Below are 24,531 nucleotides of genomic sequence, written 5' to 3' on the forward strand. Positions count from 1 at the left end.
TGTCCCCTTCAGCAGGTGGTCATCGGCTTGCGGGCGGCGACGTCCACGAAGTTGGTGAACAGCCGCATCCCGTTCTCGGTGCAGATGCTTTCCGGGTGGAACTGGACCGACTCGATCGGCAGCGTGCGGTGCCGCAGGCCCATCACGTACCCGTCGTCGGCCGACCGCGCGGTCACCACGAGGTCGGAGGGCACGCTGTCCTCGGCCACCACCAGGGAGTGGTAGCGGGTGGCCTCGAACGGCGCGGGCATCCCGGTGAACAGCCCGTCGCCGTCGTGCAGCACCTTGCTCGACTTGCCGTGCATCAGGTGGTCGGCCCGCACCACCCGCGCGCCGAACGCGGCGCCGATCGCCTGGTGCCCCAGGCACACGCCCAACATCGGCAGCCAGTGGCCGAACTCGTGGACCAGCTCGACGTGACCGGAGTCCACGGGATGCCCGGGACCGGGGCCGAGCACCAGCGCGTCCGGGTCGATCGCGACGACGTCGGCGTGGCTGAGCTCGTTGGAGCGCACCACGATCGGGTCGGCGCCCGCGCTGTGCATGTACTGGCGGATGATGTGGACGAAGCTGTCGAACGCGTCGACGATGAGAACTCTCATGCGCGCGGCTCCTCTCCGGTGACCGCCCAGTGGGCCGCGCCCAGCTTGGCGATGGTCTCGTTCCACTCACGTCGGGGTGTGGAGTCGGCGACGACCCCCGCGGACGCTCTCGCGCGGTAGACGCCGTCGCCGTGCACCAGGGTGCGTATGCAGAGCGCCAGGTTGACGTAGCCGCCGAGGCCCATCAGTCCCAGGGCGCCCGCGTAGAGTCCGCGGCGGCTGGTCTCCACCGCCTCGATGATCTCCATCGCCCGGACCTTGGGGGCGCCGGTCATGGTGCCGGACGGGAAGAGGGCGGCGACGACGTCGTAGCCGTCGAGGCCCGTGTCGAGCCTGCCCACCACGGTGGAGACCAGGTGCAGCAGGCGCGAGTACCGCTCGACCACGAGCATGTGCGGCACGTCGAGGGTGCCGGGGGCGCAGATCCGGCCGATGTCGTTGCGGCACAGGTCGACCAGCATGACGTGCTCGGCGATCTCCTTGGGGTCCTCCCGCAGCCGGCGGGCCGCGGTCGGCTCCTGCTCGTCGTCCGGGCCGCAGGGCAGCGTGCCCGCGATGGGGCGCATCGTGACCAGGCTGTCCTCCACCTTGGCGAACAGCTCGGGGCTCGCGCCGACCACCGTGTGCCCGGCCAGCGGGGCGAGGTACATGTACGGGGAGGGGTTGCGGGTCCGCAGCCTCCTGTAGACGTCCACCGGGTCCGCCGTGCTCCGCATGGTGAACTCGTGTCCTATCTGGACCTGGTAAATGTCGCCCGCCGCGATGTGCTCCAGGCACCGCTCGACGCTCTCGTGATACAGCTCCGCCGTCGTGCTGTCGGAGACGTCCGACGCCAGGCTGGGGGGCAGCGGCCCGTCCGCCCGCGGTGGCGCGTCCAGCAGCGGCAGCAGGTCTCCGGCGTCGAGGCCGGGCCAGGCCGCGGAGTCGTGCAGCACGAGCTCGGCGCCGCCGTCGACGCCGATGCGGACGTGCCCCTGGTACAGCACGAGGCTCACGTCCGGCAGGACGGCCTCCTGCTCGATGAGGAACGGCAGGTCCTCGATGTAGCGCGCCGTGTCGTACCCGAAGAACGCGAGGAAGCCGAAGTCGAACGCGGACGGTGAGCCGGCGGCGTCGAAGCAGTCGTGGACGGCCCGCAGGACGTCCCACAACGCCCGGGACGTCACCCGTTCGCCGCCGGCGTGGTCCAGCACTCCGGCCGCGCGCCGGTGGACCTCCGACACCAGCGCGGGCACACCGGTGACCCGGACGACGCCGCGCGTCACCGAGACGCTGAGCAGCTCGCGGAAGCCGACGAACGACTGCCGCGTGTCCACGTCGGGGCCCGACACCGACTCCAGCAGGTAGACGTCCTCCCGGCCGAACCGTTCGGCCAGGGCGGTGTAGACGGTCAGGGGATCGGCCGTGCCCGCGGGGTGGCGGCGTGTGCCGACCGCGATCGGGACGTGGACGGCGGCCGGCTGACCGGCTCCGCCGACGAGGGTGTGCGCCATGTCGTCCCCCGGATCAGCTCGTGATGACCTGCCGCTTGGCGGCTTCCCGCGCGGCGGCCTTGTCGGCGTTGTCCGCACCGGCCCGGTTGTCCAGGATCCGCGCGGCCTTCCAGCTGACGAACGACCCGGTGTTGGTGATCGGGTCCAGCTCGTCGGTGATCACGACCTTCGTCTCGACGCCCAGCTGCTCGCGGACGCGGGCGGTGACCCCGCGCTCCACCTCGGCGGCGGCCCCGCTGATGTCGGTCAGCAGGTCCAGGTGCACGGTGGCCCGTTCGCGGCCGTCCGGGCCGTCGTCGAGGACGACCTGGTACCCGAGCGCGCCCCGGACGCCGTCGAGCACGGCGGTCTCGATGTCGGCGGCGCGGACGCCCCGGCCCTCGATGACGACCTGGTCCGCGACCCGGCCCACCACGTCGATCACCGGGCCGGGGTGGCCGCACCGGCAGGCGCGCCCGTCGAGGGACACCAGGTCGCCGGTCCGGTACCGGATGAGCGGCTTGATGCCGGGGACCAGCATGGTCAGGCACAGCTCGCCCTCGCCCTGGTCGCCGCGCACCTCACCGGTGCGGGGGTCGAGCACCTCGACGATGTAGTTCGGCCGGGACAGATGCAGGTTGCCGTGCGTGCAGCCGGTGGCGATCGCCATGGCCTCCTGCGAGCCGTACAGCGTCGGCAGCGCGTCGGCGTTCCAGATCGACCGGACGTTCGCGGCGAAGGCGGGCGTGCAGATCTCGCCCAGCACGAGGAAGAGCTTGACCTTGAAGTCCCGCTCGATGTGGTAGCCGTGGTAGCGGGCGGCCTTCGCGAGGCTCAGGCACAGCGCCGGCGCGCACACGACGACCTCGACGCCCAGCTCGTGCATGAGCCGCAGGGCCTTGGCGAACCCCACGCGCGGCGACTCCGGCCATATCTTGGCGTGGCAGGCGTCCAGCTTCCGCGCCGTCTCACCGAAGGTGTCGCCGAACGCGTACAGCTCGGACGGCCCCATCAGGCCGATCACGGGCATGCGGTCGCCGAACCGGTCGCGGAACAGCCGCCGCCACGACTCCTCCACGTGGGCGTCGCTGGCGAACATGTCCACGGCGCCGCGCGGACAGGGGGTGGACGGCCCGGTCGTCCCGGTCGTCTCGTAGTAGACCGCGGCGTCGGCGGGGGCGCCGCTCAGCACCGCGTGCATCTCGCGGCGCAGGTCGGTCTTGGTGGTGAAGGGCAGAGCGGACAGGTCCGCCGGCGTCACCGCGGCGACGTCGACGCCCGCGAGGTGGCGGCGGTAGAACGGGGACAGCTCGGTGACGTGCCGCAGCACCGCGGGCAATCTGGCCGCGTACCAGGCCGTCCAGTCGGCTTCGGTCAGCGCGCCGGAGAAGTAGCGCTCGCTGAGGGACTCGTAGTCCGCCCGGAAACGGCGCGCGTCGGTGGGCGAACTTGTCGCGGTAACTGCCATCGGTCGCTCCAGGGGTCGGCTGCGTCTGTCGGCTGGACGTTAGGGGGGCGGAGTTCAGGCCCGGTTACGCCGGGGCGTAACCGCCGGCTAACTGGGCGTCCCTAGCGTCACGGCGTCGGCAAACCACTGCGAACCAGTGCGAACCACTGCGAACCACTGCGAGGAGGTCGATCAGGTTGGACGCTGAGGTCCTGCGCAAGCTCGCCGGGCTGTCCGGCGCCGAACGGGCCCGCCTGGTGAGCAAGCTGAGGCGGTCCGCCGGGGTCGCGGAGTCCGGCCCCCGCCTCGTGCCGCGCGGCGGCGGCGCGGCGGACGCGTCGTTCGTCCAGGAACAGCTGTGGTTCCTGCACCAGCTCGCCCCCGGCCAGCCGTCGTACAACGTGTCGTTCTCGTTCCGGCTGACCGGGCCGCTCGACTCGGCGAGGTTGCTGTCCGCGGTGGACGCCGTCATCCGGCGGCACGACGTGCTGCGCAGCCGCCTCGTGCTGCGCGGCGGCACGCTGACCCAGGTGCCGGACGTCGAGGTGCCGCCGGTGGAGGTCGTCGGCGTGCCGGACGAGGCCGCCGTGCGGGAGCACGTCCTGCGGCTGGCGCGCGAGCCGTTCGACCTGGGCGCCGGCCCGCTCACCCGGGCCGCGCTGCTGCGCCTGTCGCCGCGCGAGCACGTGCTGGTGTGGGTGGCGCACCACTGCGTCGTCGACGGCTGGTCGTTCGGGCTGATCCTGGACGAGCTGCGCGCCGGCTACCAGGGCGCGACGGTGGCGGAGCCCGAGCTGCGGTACGCCGACGTGGCGGCTTGGCAGCGGGAACGGTTCGCGGCCGGTGAGTTCGCGGCCGCGCTTGCCCGCTGGCGTACGCGGCTGGCGGGCGCGCCGTCCGTCACGATCCCCACCGACCGGCCGCGACCCGCCGCGCAGACCTTCGCCGGCGCGCTGATCGCGTTCGAGGTGCCGGACGACGTGGCGGCGGGGCTGGACGCCCTGGCCGACCGCTCCGGGGTCACGCTGTTCAGCGTGCTGCTGACGGCCTACCAGGCGCTGGTGTCCAGGTGGAGCGGCGCGCCCACGGTGGTCGCCGGCGTGCCGCTGGCGGGGCGCGGCCGTCCCGAGCTGAACCAGGTCGTGGGCCCGCTGGCGAACACGCTGCCGATCCGCGCCGACCTGCCGGGGGACGCGTCGTTCGCCGACGTCCTGGCCAAGGTGCACGGCGGCGTGCTGGACGCGCTGGAGGACCAGGACGTGCCGTTCGCGCGGCTGGTGGAGCAGCTCACGCAGGGCCGCGACCCGAGCAGGAACCCGCTGTTCCAGGTGCTGTTCAACCTGGGCAACCTGCCGCAGGGCGCCGAGGGCGTCGACCTGGCCCCCGACCTGCGGCTGCGGCCGGAGGCCCACCCCAACGGCACCGTGCGGATGGACATGGAGCTCACCATGGAGTCACGGGGGGAGGCACGGGGGGAGGCACCGGGGAAGTCCCAGGGCGGCGGGCTGGCGGGGCGGCTGGAGTACAACACGGCGCTGTACGAGCCCCGCACCGCCGGCGCGGTGGTGGACTCGTTCCAGCGGTTGCTGCGCGCGGTGGCGGCCGATCCCGGCATCCGGATCGCGGACCTGCCGGGCCCCGCGCCGCGCCACCGCGTGACGGCCCGCCCGGTGGCCGGCGGGCGGGTGCGCCGCGGCCGCGCGTGGGCGGACATGCTCTGATCCGTCCGTACCCGCCCCGCTACGACGGAGGGCCCGGTCATGGACCGGGCCCTCCGTCGTGCCGTCTTCGTGTCATCCGGCGCCGTCGAACTCGACCTTCAGCTTCTTCGCGTCAGGCTCGAGGAAGGACAGCAGGCGTTCGCCCTCCTCCTCCAGCGCGGCCCCGGCGTCCGCCGGCCGCAGCGGGTGCATGGTGAGGGTGGCGGTGTCGCGGGCGCGGCTGTGCGTCCACGTGCCGGCGACCACGCCGTCGACCAGGTACGTCGCGAGGCACTCGCCGTTGATCGCCTTGTAGACGTCCTTGTGGATGGCCTCCGGCAGGATCCGCGTGCGGTCGGCGTGGGACAGCAGCGCCGCGTCCCACTTGGGGAGGAACCGCACGGGCAGCGGTGTGTCCGCCGGCGGCAGCGGCGCGTCCGGCAGGTCGATCAGCTCCCGGCCGTCCTCGGCGGTGTACCGGACGAGCTCCAGCTCCTCCAGCGCGGGATCGATCTGCCGGAACCGCAGGTAGGTGAAGTGGGCGATGTCGGCCCGGCTGGCCGGCCCGAACGCCGCGAGGTAGCGCCGCACCAGCCGCGCGGTGGCCGCGGGTTCGGGCTCCAGGCTTCCCTGCCACAGGACCATGGCGGGCTTGCCGTGTGCCCGCCAGTGCCCCGACGGGGCGACGTGCACCAGCGGCAGCAGAGCGCGCGCGTAGTGCACCAGGTCGCCCTTGCGCACCGTGCCGCCGGTCACTTCGCCCACGTGGTCGCGCAGGTCCTGCGCGGTCCTGGGCTCGGTGGTGAACTTCTCCAGGGCGGCCAGCAGGGCGTCCTCGTCGACGCCCGCGTTCTTGTGACGCCCCCGGATCTCGGTCAGCCACTGCCGCCGCCACGCGGCGGCGAAGTGACCGTAGTCGTCACCGGCGACGATGTGCAGCGTGCCGCGCATCAGGGTCGCCTTGACGACGGCCCCCTCGACCAGCGCCCGTTCCAGGTCGGTCCGGTCGAACTCCGGCAGGCGCGAGTGCAGGGCGATGTGCGGCGACGGCGAATACTGCGCCTGAAGTGCGGCGAGCCGCCGCACCGCGTCCTCGGCCGGGAGGGCCTGGTCGCGGTGGAGCAGCTGCCGGGTGAACAGTGAAGCGGTCAGCTCGCGCTGGGTCAGCGTGCGGGGGACGGCTCCCACGGGTGTCACTCCTCGTCACTCCTCGGTCCGGTGGCTCACGCTGCGGTGCGCCCGTGTAGGCGAATCGTAACGAGAGCCGCCCGCGGCACGCGTCCCCAGCCGAGGACGCGTGCCTGAGAACGAGCGCCGGAGGGGACGCGTGCCGCGGGGAACGTCACATCGCGGCCTGCAGCTCGGCGTGCCGCCGCGCGATGAGCTCCGCCAGCTCGGCGGCGTGGTCCCGTACGAAGTAGTGCCGGCCGCCCTCGATGACGTCGACGCCCTCCACCTCGCCGAACCGGGACCACTCGGTGTGCCGCCGCTCCCAGCCCTCCGTGGCGGGGTCGGCGTCGCCGAACACGCACCGGATCGGGGCGCGGATCGGCTCAGGCCGCCGTTCCAGGCTGCGGATGTGGAACTCCATCGCGCCCTCGTGGTCGTGCCTGCCGGCCACCAGGACGTGCTCGATCGTCGCCCACTCAAGCGCTCCGTCGAGCCCGCCGAGGCTGCGCAGGTGGTCGGCCCACGCCTCGTTGCCGGTCGCCCGCTCGATCGCCAGCGCCGCGGCGGGGTCGGCCTCGGGAAGCGACGCCGCCAGGTACACGGCGCGCAGGTCGACGCCCCGCGCCTCCAGCTCGGGCGCCAGCGCGGCGGCCATCGCCGTGCCCGCGCAGTGGCCGTACACCAGCACCGGGCCGCTGATCCGCCCGGCGACCTCGTCGGCGACGCCGCGCACGATCTCGTCGAACGGCCGGAAGTCCCGCGGCGAGCCGGACGGGTCGTACCCCGGCTGGCTCAGCGCCCACAGCGCCACGCCGTCGGGCAGGGCGTCGGCCAGCGGCTGGTAGGCGATGGCGTTGCCGCCTCCGTACGGCAGGCACACCAGGGTCACGCGTGGGTGCCGGCCCGCGGGTGTGAGCTCGTGCAGCAGCGGCTGGGGGCCGTCGTCCGCCGAGCGGAGCCGCACCGCGAGGGCTCGCACCGTCGGGTTCTTGAACAGCTCGATGACCGGGACGGCCGAGTCGATGGCGAGCATCGCCCGCACGGCCGCGAACGAGTCGCCGCCGATGCGGAAGAAGTCGTCGTCGATGCCGATGTCGTCGATCCCCAGCACGTCGCGCCACACGCCGGCGATCCGCGCCTCCAGCGGGTTGCGCGGTCCCTGCCCGCCGCTGCCGCCCGCCACCTCGCGGGCGGACAGCGCCTTGCGGTCCACCTTTCCGTTCGGCGTGGTCGGCAGCGCGTCCAGCACTTCGAGCACGGCCGGGACCATGTGCGAGGGCAGGACGGCGAGCAGGTGCTCGCGCAGGTCGCGCACCAGCCCCTCGCGGTCGGCGCCGGGCGTGGCGGTCACGAAGCCGGCGAGGGTGTGGTTGCCCCGCTCGCCCTGCGCGACCACGACGGCCTCCGTGACAGCGGGATGCTTGCGCAGCGCGGACTCGATCTCGCCGAGCTCGATCCGCAGGCCGTGCACCTTGACCTGGAAGTCCATGCGTCCCAGCAGCTCCACCACGCCGTCCGGGCGGTACCTGGCCAGGTCGCCGGTCCGGTAGAGCCGCTCGGTGTGGCCGCCGGGGAACGTGTGCTCGACGAACCGCTCGGCGGTCAGCTCCGGGCGGTTGACGTAGCCGCGCGCCAGGCCGACGCCGCCGATGTACAGCTCCCCGGGGATGCCGACGGGCTGCGGCCAGCCGTGCGGGTCGAGCACGTACGTGCGCTGGTTGGCCATCGGCGACCCGTACGGGATGGTCTTCCACTCCGGGTCGACCTCGCCCACCGGGAAGATGACCGAGTCCATCGACGCCTCGGTGGCGCCGCCCAGCGCGATCACCTGGACGGGGGCGAGGGCGCGGACGCGGTCGGGCAGGCCCACCGCGATCCAGTCGCCGCTGAGCAGGGCCAGCCGCAGGTTGGGCAGCTTGGCGCCGTCCGCGACCAGCTTCTCGACGAGCAGCTCCAGCAGGGCGGGGGCGGAGTGCCAGATCGTGATGCCGTGCGCGTGCATGAGCTCGGCCCAGCGCGCCGGCTCCTTGACGGCCTCAGGTTCCGGCAGGACGAGCTTCCCGCCCGCGGCGAGCAGGCCCAGCATGTCGTAGACCGACATGTCGAAGCTGGGGGAGGAGACGCCGAGCACGCTGTCGTCCGGCCCGACGCCGAGGCGGCGGTTGAAGTCGGTGTAGTTGTTCACCGCTCCCTGGTGGCGCAGCGCGATCCCCTTGGGGCGGCCGGTGGAGCCCGAGGTGTACATGACGAACGCCAGGTCGCCGGAGGTCACGCCGGCCTCCACCGGCTCGGCCGGCTCGGCGGCCAGGTCGCCGGCGTCCAGCACCAGGACGTTCTTGCCCGGGGCGTCGAGCCGGTCGCCCATCCGGGTGCTCGTCAGCACACCCCAGGCGCCCGAGTCCTCCAGCATGAACGCGACGCGCTCGGCGGGGTAGTCGGGATCGACGGGGAGGAACGCGCCGCCCGCCTTGAGCACACCGAGCACCGCGACCGCCTGCCACACCGAGCGCGGCATGCACACGCCGACCACGACGTCGCGGCCGACGCCGAGCGCGCGCAACCGGTGGGCCACCTGGTTGGCGCGCGCCTCCAGCTCGGCGTATGTGAGGCTGTCCTCGCCGCAGGCCACGGCCACGCGGTGGCCCTGGGTGCGGGCGTTCGCCTCGAACAGCTGGTGCAGGCAGGCGTCCTCGTCGAACGGCTCTGCGGTGTCGTTCCAGGTGATCAGGACGTCGTGCAGCTCGGGCTCGGTGAGCATCCGCAGGTCGGTCACGGCGGCGTCCGGCCGCTCCACCCCGGACCGCAGCAGGGTCAGCAGGTGGCCGAGCATCCGCTCGGCGGTCTCGTCGTCGAACAGGTCGGAGTCGAAGGAGCAGTCGACCGTCGTGCCGTCCGCCGTGGTGTCCATGACCAGGGCCAGGTCGAACCGCGCGGTCGAGAACTCCGACGGCAGCGCGCGCGCCTCCAGCCCGTCGAACCGCAGCACCTCGCCGGTGCTGTCGTAGGCGCCGGTGTAGACGCGGAAGAACGGGGACCGGCCTCCGGCCGTGCGCTCCGGCGCCAGCTCCTGCACGAGCGTGTCGAACGGGATCCACGAGTGGTCCACCGCGTCGCGCAGCGTCCCGCCGGCGCGGCGCACCAGCTCCCGGAACGTCGGCGCCCCGCTCAGGTCCGCCCGCAGCACCACGGTGTTCGCGAAGTAGCCGATCAGGTCGCGCAGCTCCGGCCGGTCGCGGCCGTCGAGCGTGGTGCCGACCGCGAAGTCCTCCTGGCCGGTGTAGCGGAACAGCAGCGTCTGCAGGGCGGCGACCAGGACCGACAACGGTTCGGCGTCCACGGCCCCGGCGAGGTCGCGCATCCCCTCCAGCAGCGAGTCCTCCAGGTCGAGCCGGGCGAAGCCGCCCTCACCGGAGGGCACCTCCGGCGCCGTCCTGTCGGTCGGCAGGTCGAGCGTGGCCAACGCGTCCAGCTGCCGCCGCCAGTAGGCGAGCTGCTCGTCCCGCTGCGGGCCGGCCAGCTGGGCGGACTGCCACGCGGCGTAGTCCGAATACTGCGCCGGCAGGCCGGGCAGCTCGGCGGCCCGTCCGGAACGGCGCGCGTTGTAGCCCGCGGCCAGCTCCGCCAGGAGCACCCGGCGCGAGCCGCCGTCCATCGCGATGTGGTGGACGCATACCAGCAGCACGTGCTCGTCCTGCGCCAGCCGCAGCAGCTCGGCGCGGACGATCGGCCCTGCGGCCAGGTCGAACGGCTCGCTCTCCTGGCCCGCGTGCGCCTCCTCCACGGCCTCGGCGCGGGCGAAGCGGTCGAGACCGCTCAGGTCGACCGTGGGCAGGTCGAAGGGCGCGGGCTCCTGGACGACGGCCACCGGCTCGCCGTCCAGCGTCCGGTACGTCGTTCGCAGGATCTCGTGTCGCGCCACCAGGTCGGCGAGGCTCGCCGCCAGCGCCGTGTGGTCGAGCTCGCCGCGCAAGCGGATGGGCAGCACCACGTTGTACGCGGTGCGCCCCGCCTCGAGCTGGTCGAGCAGCCACATCCGGCGCTGGCCGGACGAGGTGGGCAGGCCGTCCTTCTCAGCGGGGGTGGTAGTCGCCATGCTGGAGCCATCTCCTTCCGGCCACGCGGGCCTGCCTGGAGCCATGATGGGCGACTGTAGGAACGGCGGGTTGGGCCTCGGTTACGCGGCCTGAGTGGGGCGCGCCTGGGCTGCGCGGCCTGCGCTGCGCGGCCTGCGCTGCGCGGCCTCGGTTACGCGGCGAGCCCCTCCGGCCAGTGCGGCAGCCGGAGCGCGGCGCACCAGCCGTCGCCGGCGCTGAGCTCGGTGAGCACCGAGACGGCGTGCCGTACGAGGGGATGGCGTTCCGCGGTCCGCCACACGAGCGACCACGGGTAGACCGGCATCGGGTCGACCAGGTCGAGCACGCGCAGCCGGGGGTCGTCCGGGTTCTGCACGTCGGTGCCGGTGAGGAACGCGGGCCCGCGGTCACGCGACCGGTACAGGATCTCCTCGGCGGTCACGATGTCCACATTGGGGAAGCGCAGGGCGCAGCCGAAGCTCTGCGCCATGCGGCTGACGAACCCGCTCCACTCCGAGGCGCTGCCCGGCGTGGGGGTCCACAGGCCGAACTCGGCGAGGTCGGCCGGGCGCACCGCGTCCAGCCGGGCGAGCGGGTGCTCGGCGTCCACGGCGACCAGCAGCGGCTCCAGCCGGATGATCTGGTGGGTCAGTGCCCTCGGCTGCTGGCCGTGGATGCGGCCGAAGGTCACGTCGATCTCCCCGCGCAGCAGCGCCGGCACGGCGTGGGTGAGGGTGCGCCGGGAGCTGAGCTCCACCGCGATGGTGGGGTCCTCCTCGATCAGCCTGCGGGTCATGACCGCCGGCGCCAGCCGTTCGTGCAGGACGTCGACGCGCAGGGTGCGCGGCCCGCCCTGTACGGCGGCCACGGCGGCGTCGGCCGCGGCGAGCGCCTCGCGGACGGGCACGAGGAACCGCAGCCCGGCGTCGGTGAGCGCGACGCTGCGGGTCGAGCGGTCGAACAGCGTGATGCCGAGACCGGACTCCAGCTTGGTGATGCGCTTCGACAGCGCCTGCTGGGTGATCGCCAGCCGCTCCGCCGCCGCTCCGAAGTGGAGCTCCTCGGCGCAGACGGCGAACGCCCGGACCAGTGCCATGTCCAGGTCCATGCGGACATCCTTGATTGACAACCACTGGTTGTCAATGTGACGGATGAGTTGTTGGACCCGTGCCCCGCGCACCGGTTGGAATGGTCCCGGCTTCGGCCGTCGACCATCCCCAATCGTGCGATGGAGGTGACTCTCATGACCATCTCGAAAGAGACCCATGTGCCAGAGAGCACGGGGGCCAATCCACTGAGGTGGAAGGCGCTTTCGATCCTCGCCCTGGTGCAGTTCATCATCTACGTGGACGCGACCATCGTGAACGTCGCGCTTCCTTCGATCCGTGAGGATCTGGGCTTCACATCCGACGGGCTGATCTGGGTCGTCAACTGCTACCTGATCGCCGCCGGCGGCCTGCTCCTGCTCGGCGGCCGCCTCGCCGACCGGATCGGCCGGCGTCGCGTCTTCTGCGTCGGCTCCGCCGCGTTCGCCGTCGCGTCGCTCGTCGCCGGTCTGGCCATCAGCCCCGGCATGCTGCTCACCGGACGCGTGATCCAGGGCGTCGCCGAGGCTCTGGCCGCCCCCGCCGGTCTGGCCATGGTCGCGCTGCTGTTCAACGACCCGAAGGAGCGCGCCAAGGCGTTCGGCATGTGGGCGGGCCTGTCCGGGCTCGGCGCCTGCGCGGGCGTGCTGCTGTCCGGCGTGTTCACCGGCCTGCTGACCTGGCGGCTCATCTTCCTGATCAACATCCCGCTGTCGGTCATCCCGCTGCTGACCCTCCCGAAGATCGTCGAGGAGAGCCGCGCGCCCTCCTCGGGACGGCGGATCGACTGGGCCGGTGCGGCGCTCATCACCGGTGGCCTGTTCATGGTGATCTACGGTCTGCTCGCCGCCGTCCACCAGTCGTGGAGCGCGCCGGGCGTGTGGGGTCCGCTCGTCGGCGGCCTGGTCGCCCTGGCCCTGGCGCTGGTCGTCGAGGCCAACGTCGCCGAGCCGCTGATCCCGCTGCGCTTCTTCCGCAACCGCATCCGGCTGACCGCCAACGGCGTCACCGCCATCATCGGCGGCGTCTCCGCCGCGGTGTTCTTCATGGTCGTCCTGTACGTCCAGGACGTGCTGGGCTACACGCCGCTGCAGAGCGGCCTGGCGTGGGTGCCGTTCTGCCTCGCCTTCATGGGCGGTCTCTTCGGGTCGATGCAGATCATCATGCGGTTCGGCCCCCGGCCGGCCATGTCGCTCGGCCTGCTGGTCGCCGCCGCCGGCCTGTACCTCCTGTCGCAGCTGCCCGTGGGCGGCTCGTTCTGGACGCAGCTGCTGCCGGCGACGGTCCTCGTCGCGATCGGCTTCGGCATGACGAACCCCGCCATGCAGCAGTCGTCCATGCACGGCGTCAGTGAGATGGACGCGGGTCTCGGGTCCGGTGTCCTCACGACGCTGCTGCAGCTCAGCGGCGCGCTGGGCCTCGCCGTCTTCGTGCCCGTCGCGCTGCGCGAGCAGTCGGCCTCCGTGGCCGGCGGCGCCACCGCCGCTCAGGCGGCCGTGTCCGGGTTCACGCTGGCCTTCCAGGTCGCCTCCATCGTGCTCGTCATCGGGTCGGCCGCGGTGCTGTTCCTGCTGCGCGGCACCCCCAGCCCGGCTCAGGCGCAGCACGCCGGCTGACGGCCGCTGTCAACGTCGGATGAGATCACGGGGGGTGTCGCAGTGACCGCCATCCACGAATCACCGGTCGACCTCGGAACTCCCGAGGCGGAACAGACGCTTCACCGGGCGCGGCTGCTGACCGGCCCGGAGCTCCGCAAGGCCGTACAGCGGCTCGAGGAGCCGGTGCGCACGGTCGCCGGGTTCCACTTCGGCTGGTGGGACCCCGAGGGCAAGCCCGTCATGACGGACGCGAGCGGCGACGTGTGCTCCGCGCTCGTGCTGACGTGCGCCGAGGGGCTCGGCGCCGACCCGCGGACGGCGCTCGCACCGGCCGCCGCGATCGAGCTCGTGCACAACTCGTGGCTGCTCCACGACGACGTCATGGAGTACGCCCTCACCCCGCGGGGCCGGCAGGCCGCGTGGACGGTGTTCGGCCGGTCGCAGGCGATCCTGGCCGGGGACGCGTTGCTCGTCCTCGGCATGGGATCGCTGACCGGTCACCCGCTCGTCGAGGAGCTCAGTGCGGCTCTGCTGGACCTGATCGCCTGGCAGGGCGCCGACCTGGCGTTCGACGAGCGGCTCCCCACCGAGCCGTACGGCGTGGAGGTCTCGGAGCGCCTGACGAGAACGGCGGGGAAGGTCGGCGCCCTGTTCGGCGCGGCGTGCGCGCTGGGCGCCGCGTCGGCCGGGGCCGACCAGGACACGACCGCGCTGCTGCGGCAGTTCGGCCGGCGGATCGGTCTCGCGGCCGAGTTCGTCGACGAACTGCGCGCCGTGCGGGACGCGGGTCCCAAACCCCTGCGCAAGCGCTCCATGCTGGTCGCCGCGGCGCTGAGCAGTTGCACCAAGGCGGGCAGGCGGCTGGGCGAGCTGTTCGGCAGGCCCGAGCGGCTGAGCGCGGAGGAGACGGCGGAGGCCGCGCGGCTGGTCGAGAAGGCGGGAGCCTCCCGCTGGGCCGAGCAGGCCGTGGGACGGCAGCGCGCACAGGCCCTGGACTGCTTGGCGGAGGCGGACCTCGCTCCGGCTCCGGCGGCGGCTCTGCGCGCGCTCACGGACCTGGTCACCCGTGAGGGCTACCGCGGAGGTGTGCTGTAGCTCCCGTGGGGGGGTGATCGAGGCGACGGGCCCCTGGTGCCGGGTGTGGGAGAAGCAACCTTCCCGCCGGCGCCAGGGGCTCATTCGTGCGCTCGGAGGAGTCGCGCGACCTCAAGGTCCGTACGGAGTGGAAATCGGCGATGACGCGGATTCGCATGGCCCCTGCGCCGGGGTGCGCCATGTCGGCGAAGCTGATGTGCGCGGCAGGTCCATGATGCTCGGACTACTGGTCCGCGGGAATGAGGTCGAGCCTGAAGACGGCCGTCTTGCCGACATGACGCTCGATCTCGTCGAGTGGCGCATCCGGGCCGAACGGCAGGTGGGGATCCCGGTACCCGATCTGCGGGAGGTAGGTCGCCAGGGCCCGAGCCGCCTCGCGTCCCTCCACCATGACCGGAGCGCGCTCGGTGTCCTGCCCATGGGGTCCGTCCCGCTCCACACGGCACCGCCCGGCCGCGAGCAGATTGCGGACCTAATCTCGTTGACGCGTCGCCGAGCATATGTAGAGATTTCCGTCGATCGCAGTGACGTTGACCCCGAACGGGCGGGGCGCGCCGCTGCGCCGGCCCGCCACAGCGATCACCCGCGGGACCGGGCGCGCGTCGCGGTATGGCTCCACCGGCTGTTCGCGCAGGCGCTCCAGCATCTCCAGACCTGCCTGGCGCTGCTGCCGCCGGTCGTATCCCGCCGTACCTGTCACGGCGTCCTGATTCGGCTGACTCACTGACCTCACCACAAACGGTCCGACGGTCCATTTCTCTCCGGAGTACGATACGGTCCAATGGTCCATTTCGGCAAGGGAGGCCATGTGAGCCAGCGGGCCGACGCGATCCGCAACCGAGCCGCCGTCCTGGACGCCGCCGAGGCATTGTTCCGTCAGGACGACCCGGGCCCCGTCACCCTCGCCCGGATCGCCGAGACGGCCGGCGTGGGCAAGGCCACCGTCCTTCGGCGGTTCGGGGACCTCGGAGGGCTCATCGAAGCCGTCATCGCGCCCAAGGTCGCAGCCCTGCAGGACGCCGTCCGGACCGGCGGCCCGCCGCTGGGGCCAGGCGGGCCGCCCGAGGCGCGCCTGCACGCCTACCTCGACGCGCTGTTCGACTTCGTCCTCGACAACCATGCGCTCATCCGCGCACTCGAACACCGGCGTCCCCATGCTTACTACGCGAACCCGGCGAGCCAGTTCTGGATCGGCGAACTCGCCCGGCGGCTGCGCGCCGCACATCGGCCGGTCGACGCCGACTATCTCGCCTATGCCGTGTTCACCGCCATACGCGCCGACGTCATCGACTACCTGCGATCCGAGCAGCACATGAGCACCGACCGGATCCGCGCTGGTCTGCACGTTCTCGCCACACTCAGCCCACCCGGCCGGTAGACCTCGGGCAGTGTCATCGGCGCCTCCGGCCGATCACACCGCCGGGCCACTCCCCACCCCTCGCACGGGAAAGGCCCCCACGCCGGTGGGAGGCGTGGGGGCCTGGGGGGAGAGGGCTTCGCTACTGCTCGGCCAGGGCGGCCAGGTCGTCCTCCGTGAGGCCCTGCATGGCCTCCGCGATGGCCAGCGTCTGCTCGCCGGTCACCGGGTCGTTCGCCAGCGCCTCGCAGATCTGCGACAGCGTCGGCTCGGCGAAGACGGTCCGCAGTCCCAGCTCGGCGCCGAACAGCTCGCGTACGCGGCCGACGAGCGCGGTGGCCTTCACCGAGTCACCGCCGAGCTGGAAGAAGTGGTCGTCCAGGCCCACCTGCTCGACCTGCAGCAGGTCGCTCCACAACCACGCCACGGCCTGCTCCAGCGCCGACTGGGGAGGCACGAACTCGGTGGTCTTGGTGCTGCCCGCGTCCTCCGCCATCGCGGTCAGCGTCAGGCGGTCGACCTTCCCGTTGCCCGTCAACGGCATCGCGTCCAGCGGCACGACCGTCCCGGGCACCATGTAGGAGGGCAGGGTCTCCGCGGCGAACCGCTGGACCTCCGCGATGTCGGGAGCCTCGCCCGCCACCGTCGTGATGAACGCGACCAGCCGGCGCGAGTGCCGGGTGGCGCCGGCGGCGACCACGACCGCGCGGTCCACCGCGGGGTGGTCGGCCAGCGCCGCCTCGATCTCGCCCAGCTCGATCCGGTAGCCCTGGATCTTCACCTGGAAGTCCTCGCGGCCGAGGATCTCGATGTTGCCGTCCGGCAGGTACCGGCCCATGTCGCCCGACGCGTACACCCGCTCGCCCGTGCCCGGCAGCGGGAAGAACTTCGCCGCCGTGCGCTCCTCGTCGCGCCAGTACCCGTGCGCGAGCCCGACCGGGCTGCCGATGTGGATCTGCCCCGGCACCCACACCGGCCGCGGCCGCAGCTTGTCGTCCAGCACGTGGTAGCGCTGGTTGCTCATGGGCTTGCCGTACGGGATGCTCGCCCAGTCCGGGTCCACCTCCTCGATCGGGTAGATCACCGACCAGACGCATGTCTCGGTCGGCCCGCCGGAACCGATGACGCGCACGTCGCGCGCCAGCGCCCGCAGGCGGTCCGGCAGGGTAACGGGGATCCAGTCGCCCGCCAGCACCGCCAGCCGGAGCGGCGCGAGCACGTCCCCGGCGTCGGGGAGGCCCTCCAAGTGGTTCACCAGCACCTCGATCAGCGCGGGCACCGAGTTCCAGAACGTCACGCGCTCGTCGCGCACCAGCGCCGCCCACGCGGCCGGGTCGGGCACGTCGTACGGCTCGGGCATCACGACGGCGCCGCCCGCCTCCACGATGCCGAACGTGTCGTAGACCGACAGGTCGAAGTGCAGGCCCGACACGGCGATGCATCTGTCGCCGGGGCCGACGCCGAAGCGCCTGTTGATGTCGAGGATCGTGTTGGCGGCGCCGCGGTGGTCGACCATCACGCCCTTCGGCTTGCCCGTCGAGCCGGACGTGTAGATGACGTACGCCAGGTCGGCCGGCTGCTGCACGGGCTCGAGCGGCGAGCCGTCGGCGGTGTCGAAGTCGCGGTCGACGAGGAACCGGCGCGGCCCCACCGGCCAGTCCAGGCGGGAGTCCACACGGCTCTGCGTGAGCACCAGCTCGACCTGGCCGTCGTCCAGCAGGGCGTGCAGTCTGCCCGCCGGCACCGAGGGGTCGATCGGCAGGTACGCCGCGCCGGAGGCGAGCACGCCGTGGGCCGCGACGATCTGCTCCCAGCCCTTCTCCATCACGACGGCGACGAGCCGGTTGGGCCGCGCTCCGGCCTCGCGCAGCACCCGGCCGACCTGGTTGACGCGGCGGTCCAGCTCGGCGTACGTCAGCCTGCGGTCGCCCGACACCACGGCGACGGCGTCCGGCCGCGTGGCGGCGTGCCGCGCCACGGACGTGTGGAGCAGCAGCTCCGGCATCTCGACCGCCGTCCGGTTGGCCTGCTCGCGCTGGTCGAGCTGGTGCCGGGGCACCAGGTTGAACCACTCCTCGTGCCACGCGGACGGGTCGGCCGCCAGCCGTTCGAGCAGCCGGCAGTAGGAGCCGAACATGTCCTCGACCATGCCGGGCGGGAACACCTCGTCCAGGGTGTCCCAGCTGAACTCGAGCCGGCCCTCGACCTCCGACACCTGGAAGTCGATGGTGACCTGCGGTGTCTGGGTGCTGGTGTGGACGGCGGTGCCCAGCGAGGTGGTGAAGTGCCGTGCGGGCTGGCCCAGCAGGCTGGTCACCACCACGGGGAACGCGGCCCGCACCACGCCGCCACTGCGCCTGGCCAGCTCACGCATGACCCGCACGCCACCGAAGTGGCGGTGCTCCAGGTCGGTCCACAGCTGCGCCTGGATCGACTTGGCCCGATCCTCGAACGTGCCGTCGGTCTTCTCCACCGCCAGCAGCGAGGTGGTGGTGAAGTCGCCGATCAGGTCGTTGATCGACGGGTGCAGCGGGAGCCGGTTGAACAGCGGGAAGTTGATGGTGAACTGGTCGCTCCGGCTCCAGGTGCGCAGCACCTCGGCGAAGACGGCGACCACGATGCCCGACGGCGTCAGCGACGCCGCCTTGCCGCGAGCCTGCAGGCGGGACCAGTCCTCCACCGGCAGCTGGTGCTGGCGGCGGGTGAACCGCCCGGTGGACGGTGTGCCTGCCGGGGCCCTCGGCAGGTCCGGCGCGGCGGGCAGGCCCGCGTCCAGCCGCTTGAGCCAGTACGCCTTGGAGCGCTGGTAGTCCTCGGAGGCGTCCAGGACCTCGCCGGACGTCGCCAGCACGTAGTCCCGGAACGTCACGTCGAGCGGCTGGAGGGCGTCCGGCGAGTCGGCGTCGTAGGCGGTGACCAGGTCGGGAACGAGGATGTGGAAGTAGCTCCACGCGTCGATGATCAGCAGGTCCAGGCCGAGGTGCAGGCGGACCCTGCCGCCCGGCAACAGGGTCAGCCGCACGTCCCACAGCGGCCACCGGTCGGCGGGCAGGACCCGGTGCGAGAGCTCGTCGCGCAGCTCCGCGGCCCTGGCCTCGGCGGCCTCCGGCTCCTCGGAGCGCAGGTCGAGCACGGGGATCTCGTACTCGGGCACGTCGGTCAGCACGCGCTGCGTGCCGTCGGGGAGGATGACGGCCCGGAGCATCTCGTGCCTGCGCACAACGGCGGCCCAGGCCCGGCGGAACCGCTCGACGTCGAGGCCGGTGCTCTCCCATTCCCAGTAGCCGTGGCAGCCGACGTTGCCGAACTCGACGGCGTCGCTGCGGCCGATCCAGTACGCCTGCTGCGTGTCGGTCAGGGGGAACGGCAGGTGCGCGTCCTCGGGGCGGGCGACGATCCCGGTCTGCTTCGGCCGCGGCGCGAGAGCCAGCAGAGCGCGCCGGTCCGGCCTGCCGTCGGCCAGCCTCGGCAGCTCGGCCAGCTCCACGACCGGCACCCCCGCGGGCACCCGGGGCGCCTCCTGCGCCACCACGAAGCAGGTGCCGCCGGCGACCGCGACCTCCCGCACGCCGGGCTGCCGGAGCACGTCCGCCTCCAGCTCCGGGTGGTCGAGCGGCCGGTCGGCCAGGCGTCCGAGCACCTCGACGGTGCCGTCGGCGGCCCGGCGCGCGAGGTCGCCGGTGCGGTGGAGCAGGCGCGCGGGCTCGCCGGGCAGCGAGTGCCGCACGAACGCCTCGGCGGTGCGCACCGGGTCGCCCACGTACGCGGTGGCCACCACCGGGCCGGCGACGTGGAGTTCGCCGACCTCGGCCGGCCGCATGTCCTCGCCGAGGACGTGGAGGCGGGCCCCCGGGACGGGTTCGCCGCCGATCAGGACCGGCCCGGTCGTCTCGGCCGACCCGTACGCCGTGACCACGCGGAACGGCGCCTCGGCCGTACGGCGGAGCCTGCCGTGCACGGCCAGCGTCCGCAGCGCCGCGGAGGCGGGCCAGCGCAGCGCCACCAGCCGTTCGGCCCGTTCGGCGTCGATGCCGGCGTGGGTGACCTTGGCGGCGAGCAGCCAGTCCCGCAGGCGGCCGGGTGACGCCTCGGCGGCCGGGCCCGCGACGACGACCTCGGCGCCGGCGGCGAGGAACGGCAGCCACTGCGCCGGCCCGGCCGCCGACCCGGCGGCGGCCAGCCACGCGGCCCGGTCCTCGGCGGTGACGCCGTACGCCTGCCGTACGCCGTCGATCATCGCTTCGAGCGCCGTGCCGGTGCCCAGCACGGGCGTGGGCTCGCCGGTCGAGCCTGCCGTGAACAGCAGGAGGCATCCCCGGGCGGGCCGCAGGTCCGCCTCGGGACCGTCCTCGTCCATGAGGAGCGTGGCGACGCCGGGGGGCAGCATCCCGGCGAGACCCGCCCGGGTGACGACGGTCCGCGCCGAGCTGCTGCTGAGCTTGCGGGCGGTCGTCTCGGGCGCGTCGGCCGGGTCGAGCAGCGCGGTGGCGGCGCCCGTCCTCAGCGCGGCCAGCACCGCCACGGCGTGGTCGGCCGACCGCTCGAGGAGGACCGCGACGCGGCTGTCCGGTGTGACGCCGAGCGCGGCCAGCCTGCGGGCGGCCCGGTCGGCCCGGTTGTCGAGTTCGGCGAACGTGAGTCGCCGGTCGCCGTCGCGCAACGCGACGGCGTCTGGAGTCCGTACGGCCGCCTCGGCGACCCGGTCGACCGACTCCTCCTGGGCAGGCACCGTGGTCACGATTGCTCCCATCCCTGTCTCGGACTCGAAGGACCGGGGTGCGCGAGGGCGCACCCTGGTGCGCCAGCACGGTAGAAGTGAGGAGTTAGCCCCTGGTTACGGCCGCCGCCCTCGGCCGGGTCCTCCACGGCCTCCCGGGGCACGCCGTGGCGACCGGGCCGCATATTGACAGAATGCTGTCATGATGCGGCGGGCGATGCGAAACTGGTGCCATGGCTGAGAAGACAGTGCACCTCGCCGTCTACGAGACGCTGGCCGACTGGGAGTTCGGCCACGCGGTCGCGCACATCAACAACCCGAAGTTCCAGCGCCGGCCCGGCCGCTACCGGGTCCGCACGGTCGCGAGGACGCCGGAGCCGATCACCACCCTCGGCGGTCTGCGGATCACGCCGGACCTGACGGCGGACGAGCTGGACCCGGCGGACAGCGCCATGCTGATCATGCCGGGCGCAGGGGGATGGCAGCGCGGCAACGCGGTGTTCGCCCAGGCCGCGCGGCGGTTCCTGGAGGCCGATGTGCCGGTGGCCGCGATCTGCGGCGCCACCTACGCGCTCGCCCGTGAAGGGCTGCTCAACGACCGGGACCACACCAGCAACGCGCTGAGCTCCCTGGCCAAGGCCAAGGCCTACACCGGCGCCCACCGGTACCGGGACGAGCCCGCGGTGACGGACCGCAAGCTGATCACCGCGGGGGCGACCGGCCCGCTGGAGTTCGCCCGTGAGATCTTCGCCGAGCTGGACCTGTACACCCCCGAGGCGCTCGACGCGTGGTACGGCTTCCACCGCACGGGCGACCCGAAGCTCTACTTCAAGCTGGCGAAGGCAAGTGCCGCGTAGCGAGGCGGGGGACGTCCTGACCGAGCTGGTCCTGCGCGTCTTCCGGCTCCACGGCGGTTTCCTCGCGGTGGCGCAGGACCTGGCGAAGCCCGCCGGCCTGACGGCGGCGTGGTGGCAGGTGCTCGGCGCGGTGCTGCGCCGGCCGCTGCCGGTCTCCGGCATCGCCCGCGAGATGGGCCTCACCCGGCAGAGCGTGCAGCGCATAGCGGACCTGCTGGTCGGCGAGGGCCTGGCGGAGTACGCGCCGAACCCGGCGCATCGGCGGGCGAAGCTCGTACGGCCGACAGAGGAGGGCTACGCGGCGGTGGCGCGGCTGCGGGAGGCCCAGCACGCCTGGGCGGACGAGATCTCGGCCAAGGCCGGCGCCGACGAGCTGCGCGCCACTCTGGCGACGGTGAACCGCCTGATCGAGCTGGTCGAGAGCCGGCGATGAGCCGGCTGACCTCCAGGTGCTCCGATGCCGAGGGCCGCGCCGGCGGCCGGCCCCCGGAGGCGGCGCGTGAGTGCGGCCGGGGGTGTCAGCCGGGCCTGCGGCGGGTGGTCCCGCGAGTGGGGGAGGCGGCGAGAGGGTCCTCCGGCCAGGGATGCTTCGGGTAGCGGCCACGCAGCTCGGCGCGGACCATGCGGTAGCCCTCCCGCCAGAACGAGGCCAGGTCGGCGGTCACGGCCGCCGGCCTGCCCGCGGGCGACAGCAGGTGGATCACCAGCGGCACCCCGGCGATCCGGGGCGCGGCGTCCCAGCCGAACAGCTCCTGCAGCTTGGCGGCCAGCACCGGCTGGTCGCCCGAGTAGTCGACCCGGATGCGCGAGCCGGTCGGCACGGTGACGCGTTCGGGGGCGGTCTCGTCCAGCCTGAGCTGCCACGGCAGCAGCCGCTTGAGCGCGGCGGCGACGTCCACCCTTTCCAGGTCGGCGCGGCGGCGCAGGCGCGGCAGATCCAGCCACGTCTCGGCGGCGCCGATCAGCCCTTCGTCGGACACGTCCGGCCACGGCTCGCCCAGCGTCCGGCGGCAGAACGCCATGCGCTCGCGTACGGCCACGGCCTCCGGCGTCCAGCGCAGCAGCGACAGTCCTTCACGGCGCAGCCCGTCCAGGATCGCCGCCCGTACGTCCGCGTCGCGGAGCGGAGCCGAGGACAGCTCCACCGCGCCCAGGCGCTCCACCCGCCGGGCCACGACGTCGCCGTCCCAGCGGATCTCGTCCTCGACCCGGTGGAACGGCCCCGCGGCCTCCACCGCGACGTCCTGGTCGATGGCGACGGCCTGCCGTATCCGGGCGGAGGCCGCTCCGGCCGGGCGGTCGGCCACCGCGATCGCCAGCCACTCCGCCGAGGCCAGACGGGAATCGGGAGGCAGCGTCGCGGCCGTCCCGGACACCATCAGGTAGCCGCCGCCGCGGCGGCGCGCCACCCGCTCGGGGTAGGCGAGCGCCACGACCAGCCCGGCCACCGCGTCATCGCTCCCGCCACCCCGCACGGCAGCGCCGGTCCCGATGCCGGTCCCGATGCCGGTCCCAGTGCCGGTCCCGGTGCCTGAGCCGGAGCCGGGGCGGCCGTCCGGCACGGCCTGCGCCAGGCGCCGGGTCTCGCGCCGCCAGTCGCGCGACCCGCTTCGCCGCGCCTCCCGCCACACCGCCACCAGGTCGTCCGGCGCCGACCGGGGCAGGTCCTCCGACAGCAGGGCCACCACCTCGGCGGCCGCCGAGGGGCCGTCGAGCAGCGCACGCGCCAGCCGGGGATGGACGCCGATCGCCGCCATCCGCCGCCCGCGCCCGGTGACGCGTCCGTCCTCCAGCGCTCCGAGCGCGTGGAGCGTACGGCCGGCCACGGCCATGGACGCGGCGGGCGGCGGGTCGAGCAGCGCGAGCGCGGAGGCGTCGGGCGTCCCCCAGCAGGCGGCCTGCAGCGCGAACCCGGTCAGATCGGCGAGCGCGATCTCCGGCTGGGCGTGGTCGGGGAGGCGGCCGTGCTCGGCCTGCGACCAGCATCGATAGACGGTGCCGGGAGCCTCACGCCCGGCGCGTCCGGCTCGCTGGCCGGACGACGCCTTGGACACCCGCACGGTGGTGAGTGAGCCGAGCCCCCTGCCGTGGTCGGTGCGCGGCTCGCGCGCCAGCCCTGCGTCGACCACCACCCGGACCCCGGGGACGGTCAGGCTCGACTCGGCCACCGAGGTCGCGAGGATCACCCGCCGGCGGGGGCCCCGCGACAGCACCTCGTCCAGCCTCTCGGCCCGGCCGTGGACCCGTAGCACGTCGATCTCGGGTTGCTCACCGAGCGCCGCCGCCACCCTGCCGATCTCACCGACCCCGGGCAGGAAGCACAGCACGTCACCGGCCCGTTCGGCCAGGGCGCGCCGTACGACACCGGCGACATGGGTGAGCAGGGCCGGGTCGACGCGCATCCCGTGGGGTGGGGCGACGGGCCTGGCGGGCGGCGCCCAGACGACCTCCACCGGATGCGTCGTGCCGGAGGCGTGCACGACCGGCGCGTCCCCGAGAAGCCGGGCCCAGGGGGCGGCGTCGGCGGTGGCCGAGGTAGCGACGAGCCGCAGGTCCGGCCGTAGGGTGGCCCGCACGTCGAGCAGGAACGCCAGCGCGGTGTCGGCGTCCAGGTGCCGTTCGTGGCACTCGTCGAGCAGCACGGCGCCGACCCCGTCCAGCTCCGGGTCGTGCTGGAGCCGCTGGAGGAGCACGCCGGTCGTCATGACCTGCACGTGCCGCCCCTGCCGGTGCTCGCCGCGCACGGTGAAGCCGACCTCCTCGCCGACCTCGGAACGCAGCAGCCAGGCCATGCGCCGTGCCGCCGCACGGGTCGCGATCCTCCGGGGCTCGGCCACGATCACGCGCTCCCAGGGAGCGCCGGAGTCGAGCCCGGCCAGGACGAGCGGGACGAGGGTCGTCTTGCCCGTTCCGGGCGGCGCGGTGAGGACGGCGGCGCCGTCGCTCTCCAGAGCCGCCCGCAACTCCGGCAGGGCATGACGGATGGGAAGATCGCCCGCCCGCGCGTCGTCCACGGTCATGAGGCGTCCCCGGCTCCCGCCGGTGCGGGATGGCCGGCAGCGGCGGTCCGCACGACAATCACGGATGAACGCTACCGGCCGGGCCGGGCGCACAGGTTCCACCCTGGTGGCCCCATGACGAAGGACCACCTCGGAAGGCCGGACCGGACACTCGGGGGGGCCTGGCCTTCCGATCGTCGGTTGTGTGCGGCGGCGGGGCGCCGCCACCCCTGCGGTGGTCTACTCGCGCCGACTCACTGGTAGCCGGCGGCGGTGATGTTGGCCTGGACCAGGGCTTCGGTGGCGTCGGTCGGGTAGCCGGTGGTCAGGACGCCTTCGTAGAAGGTGCCGGCGCCGCT

General features: G+C 73.4%; 17 protein-coding genes. 6 read left to right on the plus strand and 11 right to left on the minus strand.

What is annotated here, in order from left to right:
• Positions 1 to 8: 8 nt before the first annotated feature.
• The 3 genes from AB0B72_RS29100 to AB0B72_RS29110 are packed head-to-tail and all read right to left on the minus strand — an operon-like array spanning position 9 to position 3,542.
• Positions 9 to 602 (minus strand): aminodeoxychorismate/anthranilate synthase component II, encoded by a 594-nt coding sequence (locus tag AB0B72_RS29100; protein WP_367742296.1) that lies wholly within the window; start codon positions 600 to 602, stop codon positions 9 to 11.
• Positions 599 to 2,095, minus strand: coding sequence for an anthranilate synthase component I family protein (locus AB0B72_RS29105; protein WP_367742297.1), 1,497 nt, complete (start codon positions 2,093 to 2,095; stop codon positions 599 to 601). The genes AB0B72_RS29100 and AB0B72_RS29105 overlap by 4 nt, the downstream gene beginning before the upstream one ends.
• Before the next feature lie 13 nt (positions 2,096 to 2,108).
• Positions 2,109 to 3,542, minus strand: a complete 1,434-nt coding sequence (locus AB0B72_RS29110; protein ID WP_367742299.1) for a phenylacetate--CoA ligase family protein — start codon at positions 3,540 to 3,542, stop codon at positions 2,109 to 2,111.
• Positions 3,543 to 3,718: 176 nt separating this feature from the next.
• Here AB0B72_RS29110 and AB0B72_RS29115 point away from each other — a divergent pair, with 176 nt between their 5' ends.
• Positions 3,719 to 5,242, plus strand: coding sequence for a condensation domain-containing protein (locus AB0B72_RS29115; protein ID WP_367742301.1), 1,524 nt, complete (start codon positions 3,719 to 3,721; stop codon positions 5,240 to 5,242).
• Between the two features lie 72 nt (positions 5,243 to 5,314).
• Here the strand turns inward: AB0B72_RS29115 and AB0B72_RS29120 are convergent, their stop codons facing one another.
• The 3 genes from AB0B72_RS29120 to AB0B72_RS29130 all read right to left on the minus strand — a co-directional run bounded on the left by AB0B72_RS29120 (position 5,315) and on the right by AB0B72_RS29130 (position 11,572).
• Complete coding sequence (locus AB0B72_RS29120; protein WP_367742303.1) at positions 5,315 to 6,409, minus strand: winged helix DNA-binding domain-containing protein; 1,095 nt, start codon at positions 6,407 to 6,409, stop codon at positions 5,315 to 5,317.
• Positions 6,410 to 6,563: 154 nt separating this feature from the next.
• A complete protein-coding gene (locus AB0B72_RS29125) occupies positions 6,564 to 10,484 on the minus strand; it encodes an amino acid adenylation domain-containing protein (protein WP_367742305.1) in 3,921 nt (1,306 codons plus the stop codon).
• Positions 10,485 to 10,636: 152 nt separating this feature from the next.
• Positions 10,637 to 11,572 (minus strand): LysR family transcriptional regulator, encoded by a 936-nt coding sequence (locus AB0B72_RS29130; protein ID WP_367742307.1) that lies wholly within the window; start codon positions 11,570 to 11,572, stop codon positions 10,637 to 10,639.
• Positions 11,573 to 11,707: 135 nt separating this feature from the next.
• Here AB0B72_RS29130 and AB0B72_RS29135 point away from each other — a divergent pair, with 135 nt between their 5' ends.
• Together AB0B72_RS29135 and AB0B72_RS29140 are read left to right on the plus strand one after the other, a co-directional pair.
• On the plus strand, positions 11,708 to 13,165 hold the full coding sequence (locus AB0B72_RS29135; protein ID WP_367742309.1) for an MFS transporter: 1,458 nt from the start codon (positions 11,708 to 11,710) through the stop codon (positions 13,163 to 13,165).
• 42 nt (positions 13,166 to 13,207) lie between these two features.
• A complete protein-coding gene (locus AB0B72_RS29140; protein WP_367742310.1) occupies positions 13,208 to 14,242 on the plus strand; it encodes a polyprenyl synthetase family protein in 1,035 nt (344 codons plus the stop codon).
• Between the two features lie 223 nt (positions 14,243 to 14,465).
• Here AB0B72_RS29140 and AB0B72_RS29145 read toward each other — a convergent pair whose 3' ends face one another.
• Positions 14,466 to 14,681, minus strand: coding sequence for a hypothetical protein (locus AB0B72_RS29145; protein WP_367742312.1), 216 nt, complete (start codon positions 14,679 to 14,681; stop codon positions 14,466 to 14,468).
• 33 nt (positions 14,682 to 14,714) lie between these two features.
• Positions 14,715 to 14,966, minus strand: a complete 252-nt coding sequence (locus AB0B72_RS29150; RefSeq protein ID WP_367742314.1) for a hypothetical protein — start codon at positions 14,964 to 14,966, stop codon at positions 14,715 to 14,717.
• Positions 14,967 to 15,050: 84 nt separating this feature from the next.
• On the opposite strand from AB0B72_RS29150, the gene AB0B72_RS29155 reads away from it, so the two are divergent.
• Positions 15,051 to 15,620, plus strand: coding sequence for a TetR/AcrR family transcriptional regulator (locus tag AB0B72_RS29155; RefSeq protein WP_367742315.1), 570 nt, complete (start codon positions 15,051 to 15,053; stop codon positions 15,618 to 15,620).
• Between the two features lie 121 nt (positions 15,621 to 15,741).
• On the opposite strand, the gene AB0B72_RS29160 is transcribed toward AB0B72_RS29155, so the two are convergent.
• Positions 15,742 to 20,337: an amino acid adenylation domain-containing protein gene (locus AB0B72_RS29160; RefSeq protein WP_367742317.1), complete on the minus strand. Its 4,596-nt coding sequence runs from the start codon at positions 20,335 to 20,337 to the stop codon at positions 15,742 to 15,744.
• 212 nt (positions 20,338 to 20,549) lie between these two features.
• Between AB0B72_RS29160 and AB0B72_RS29165 the strand changes: the two genes are divergently transcribed.
• Positions 20,550 to 21,173 carry a type 1 glutamine amidotransferase family protein gene (locus AB0B72_RS29165; RefSeq protein ID WP_367742318.1) on the plus strand — a complete coding sequence of 208 codons (624 nt, stop codon included), beginning with the start codon at positions 20,550 to 20,552 and terminating at the stop codon, positions 21,171 to 21,173.
• A complete protein-coding gene (locus AB0B72_RS29170; RefSeq protein WP_367742319.1) occupies positions 21,163 to 21,606 on the plus strand; it encodes a MarR family winged helix-turn-helix transcriptional regulator in 444 nt (147 codons plus the stop codon). The genes AB0B72_RS29165 and AB0B72_RS29170 overlap by 11 nt, the downstream gene beginning before the upstream one ends.
• 85 nt (positions 21,607 to 21,691) lie before the next feature.
• Here the strand turns inward: AB0B72_RS29170 and hrpB are convergent, their stop codons facing one another.
• On the minus strand, positions 21,692 to 24,193 hold the full coding sequence (gene hrpB / locus AB0B72_RS29175; RefSeq protein ID WP_367742321.1) for an ATP-dependent helicase HrpB: 2,502 nt from the start codon (positions 24,191 to 24,193) through the stop codon (positions 21,692 to 21,694).
• Between the two features lie 233 nt (positions 24,194 to 24,426).
• The coding region (locus AB0B72_RS29180; protein ID WP_367742323.1) for an arabinofuranosidase catalytic domain-containing protein at positions 24,427 to 24,531 on the minus strand (105 nt) is incomplete at its 5' end.

Source organism: Microbispora sp. NPDC049125, from assembly GCF_040802045.1.
Taxonomy (GTDB): Bacteria; Actinomycetota; Actinomycetes; order Streptosporangiales; family Streptosporangiaceae; genus Microbispora.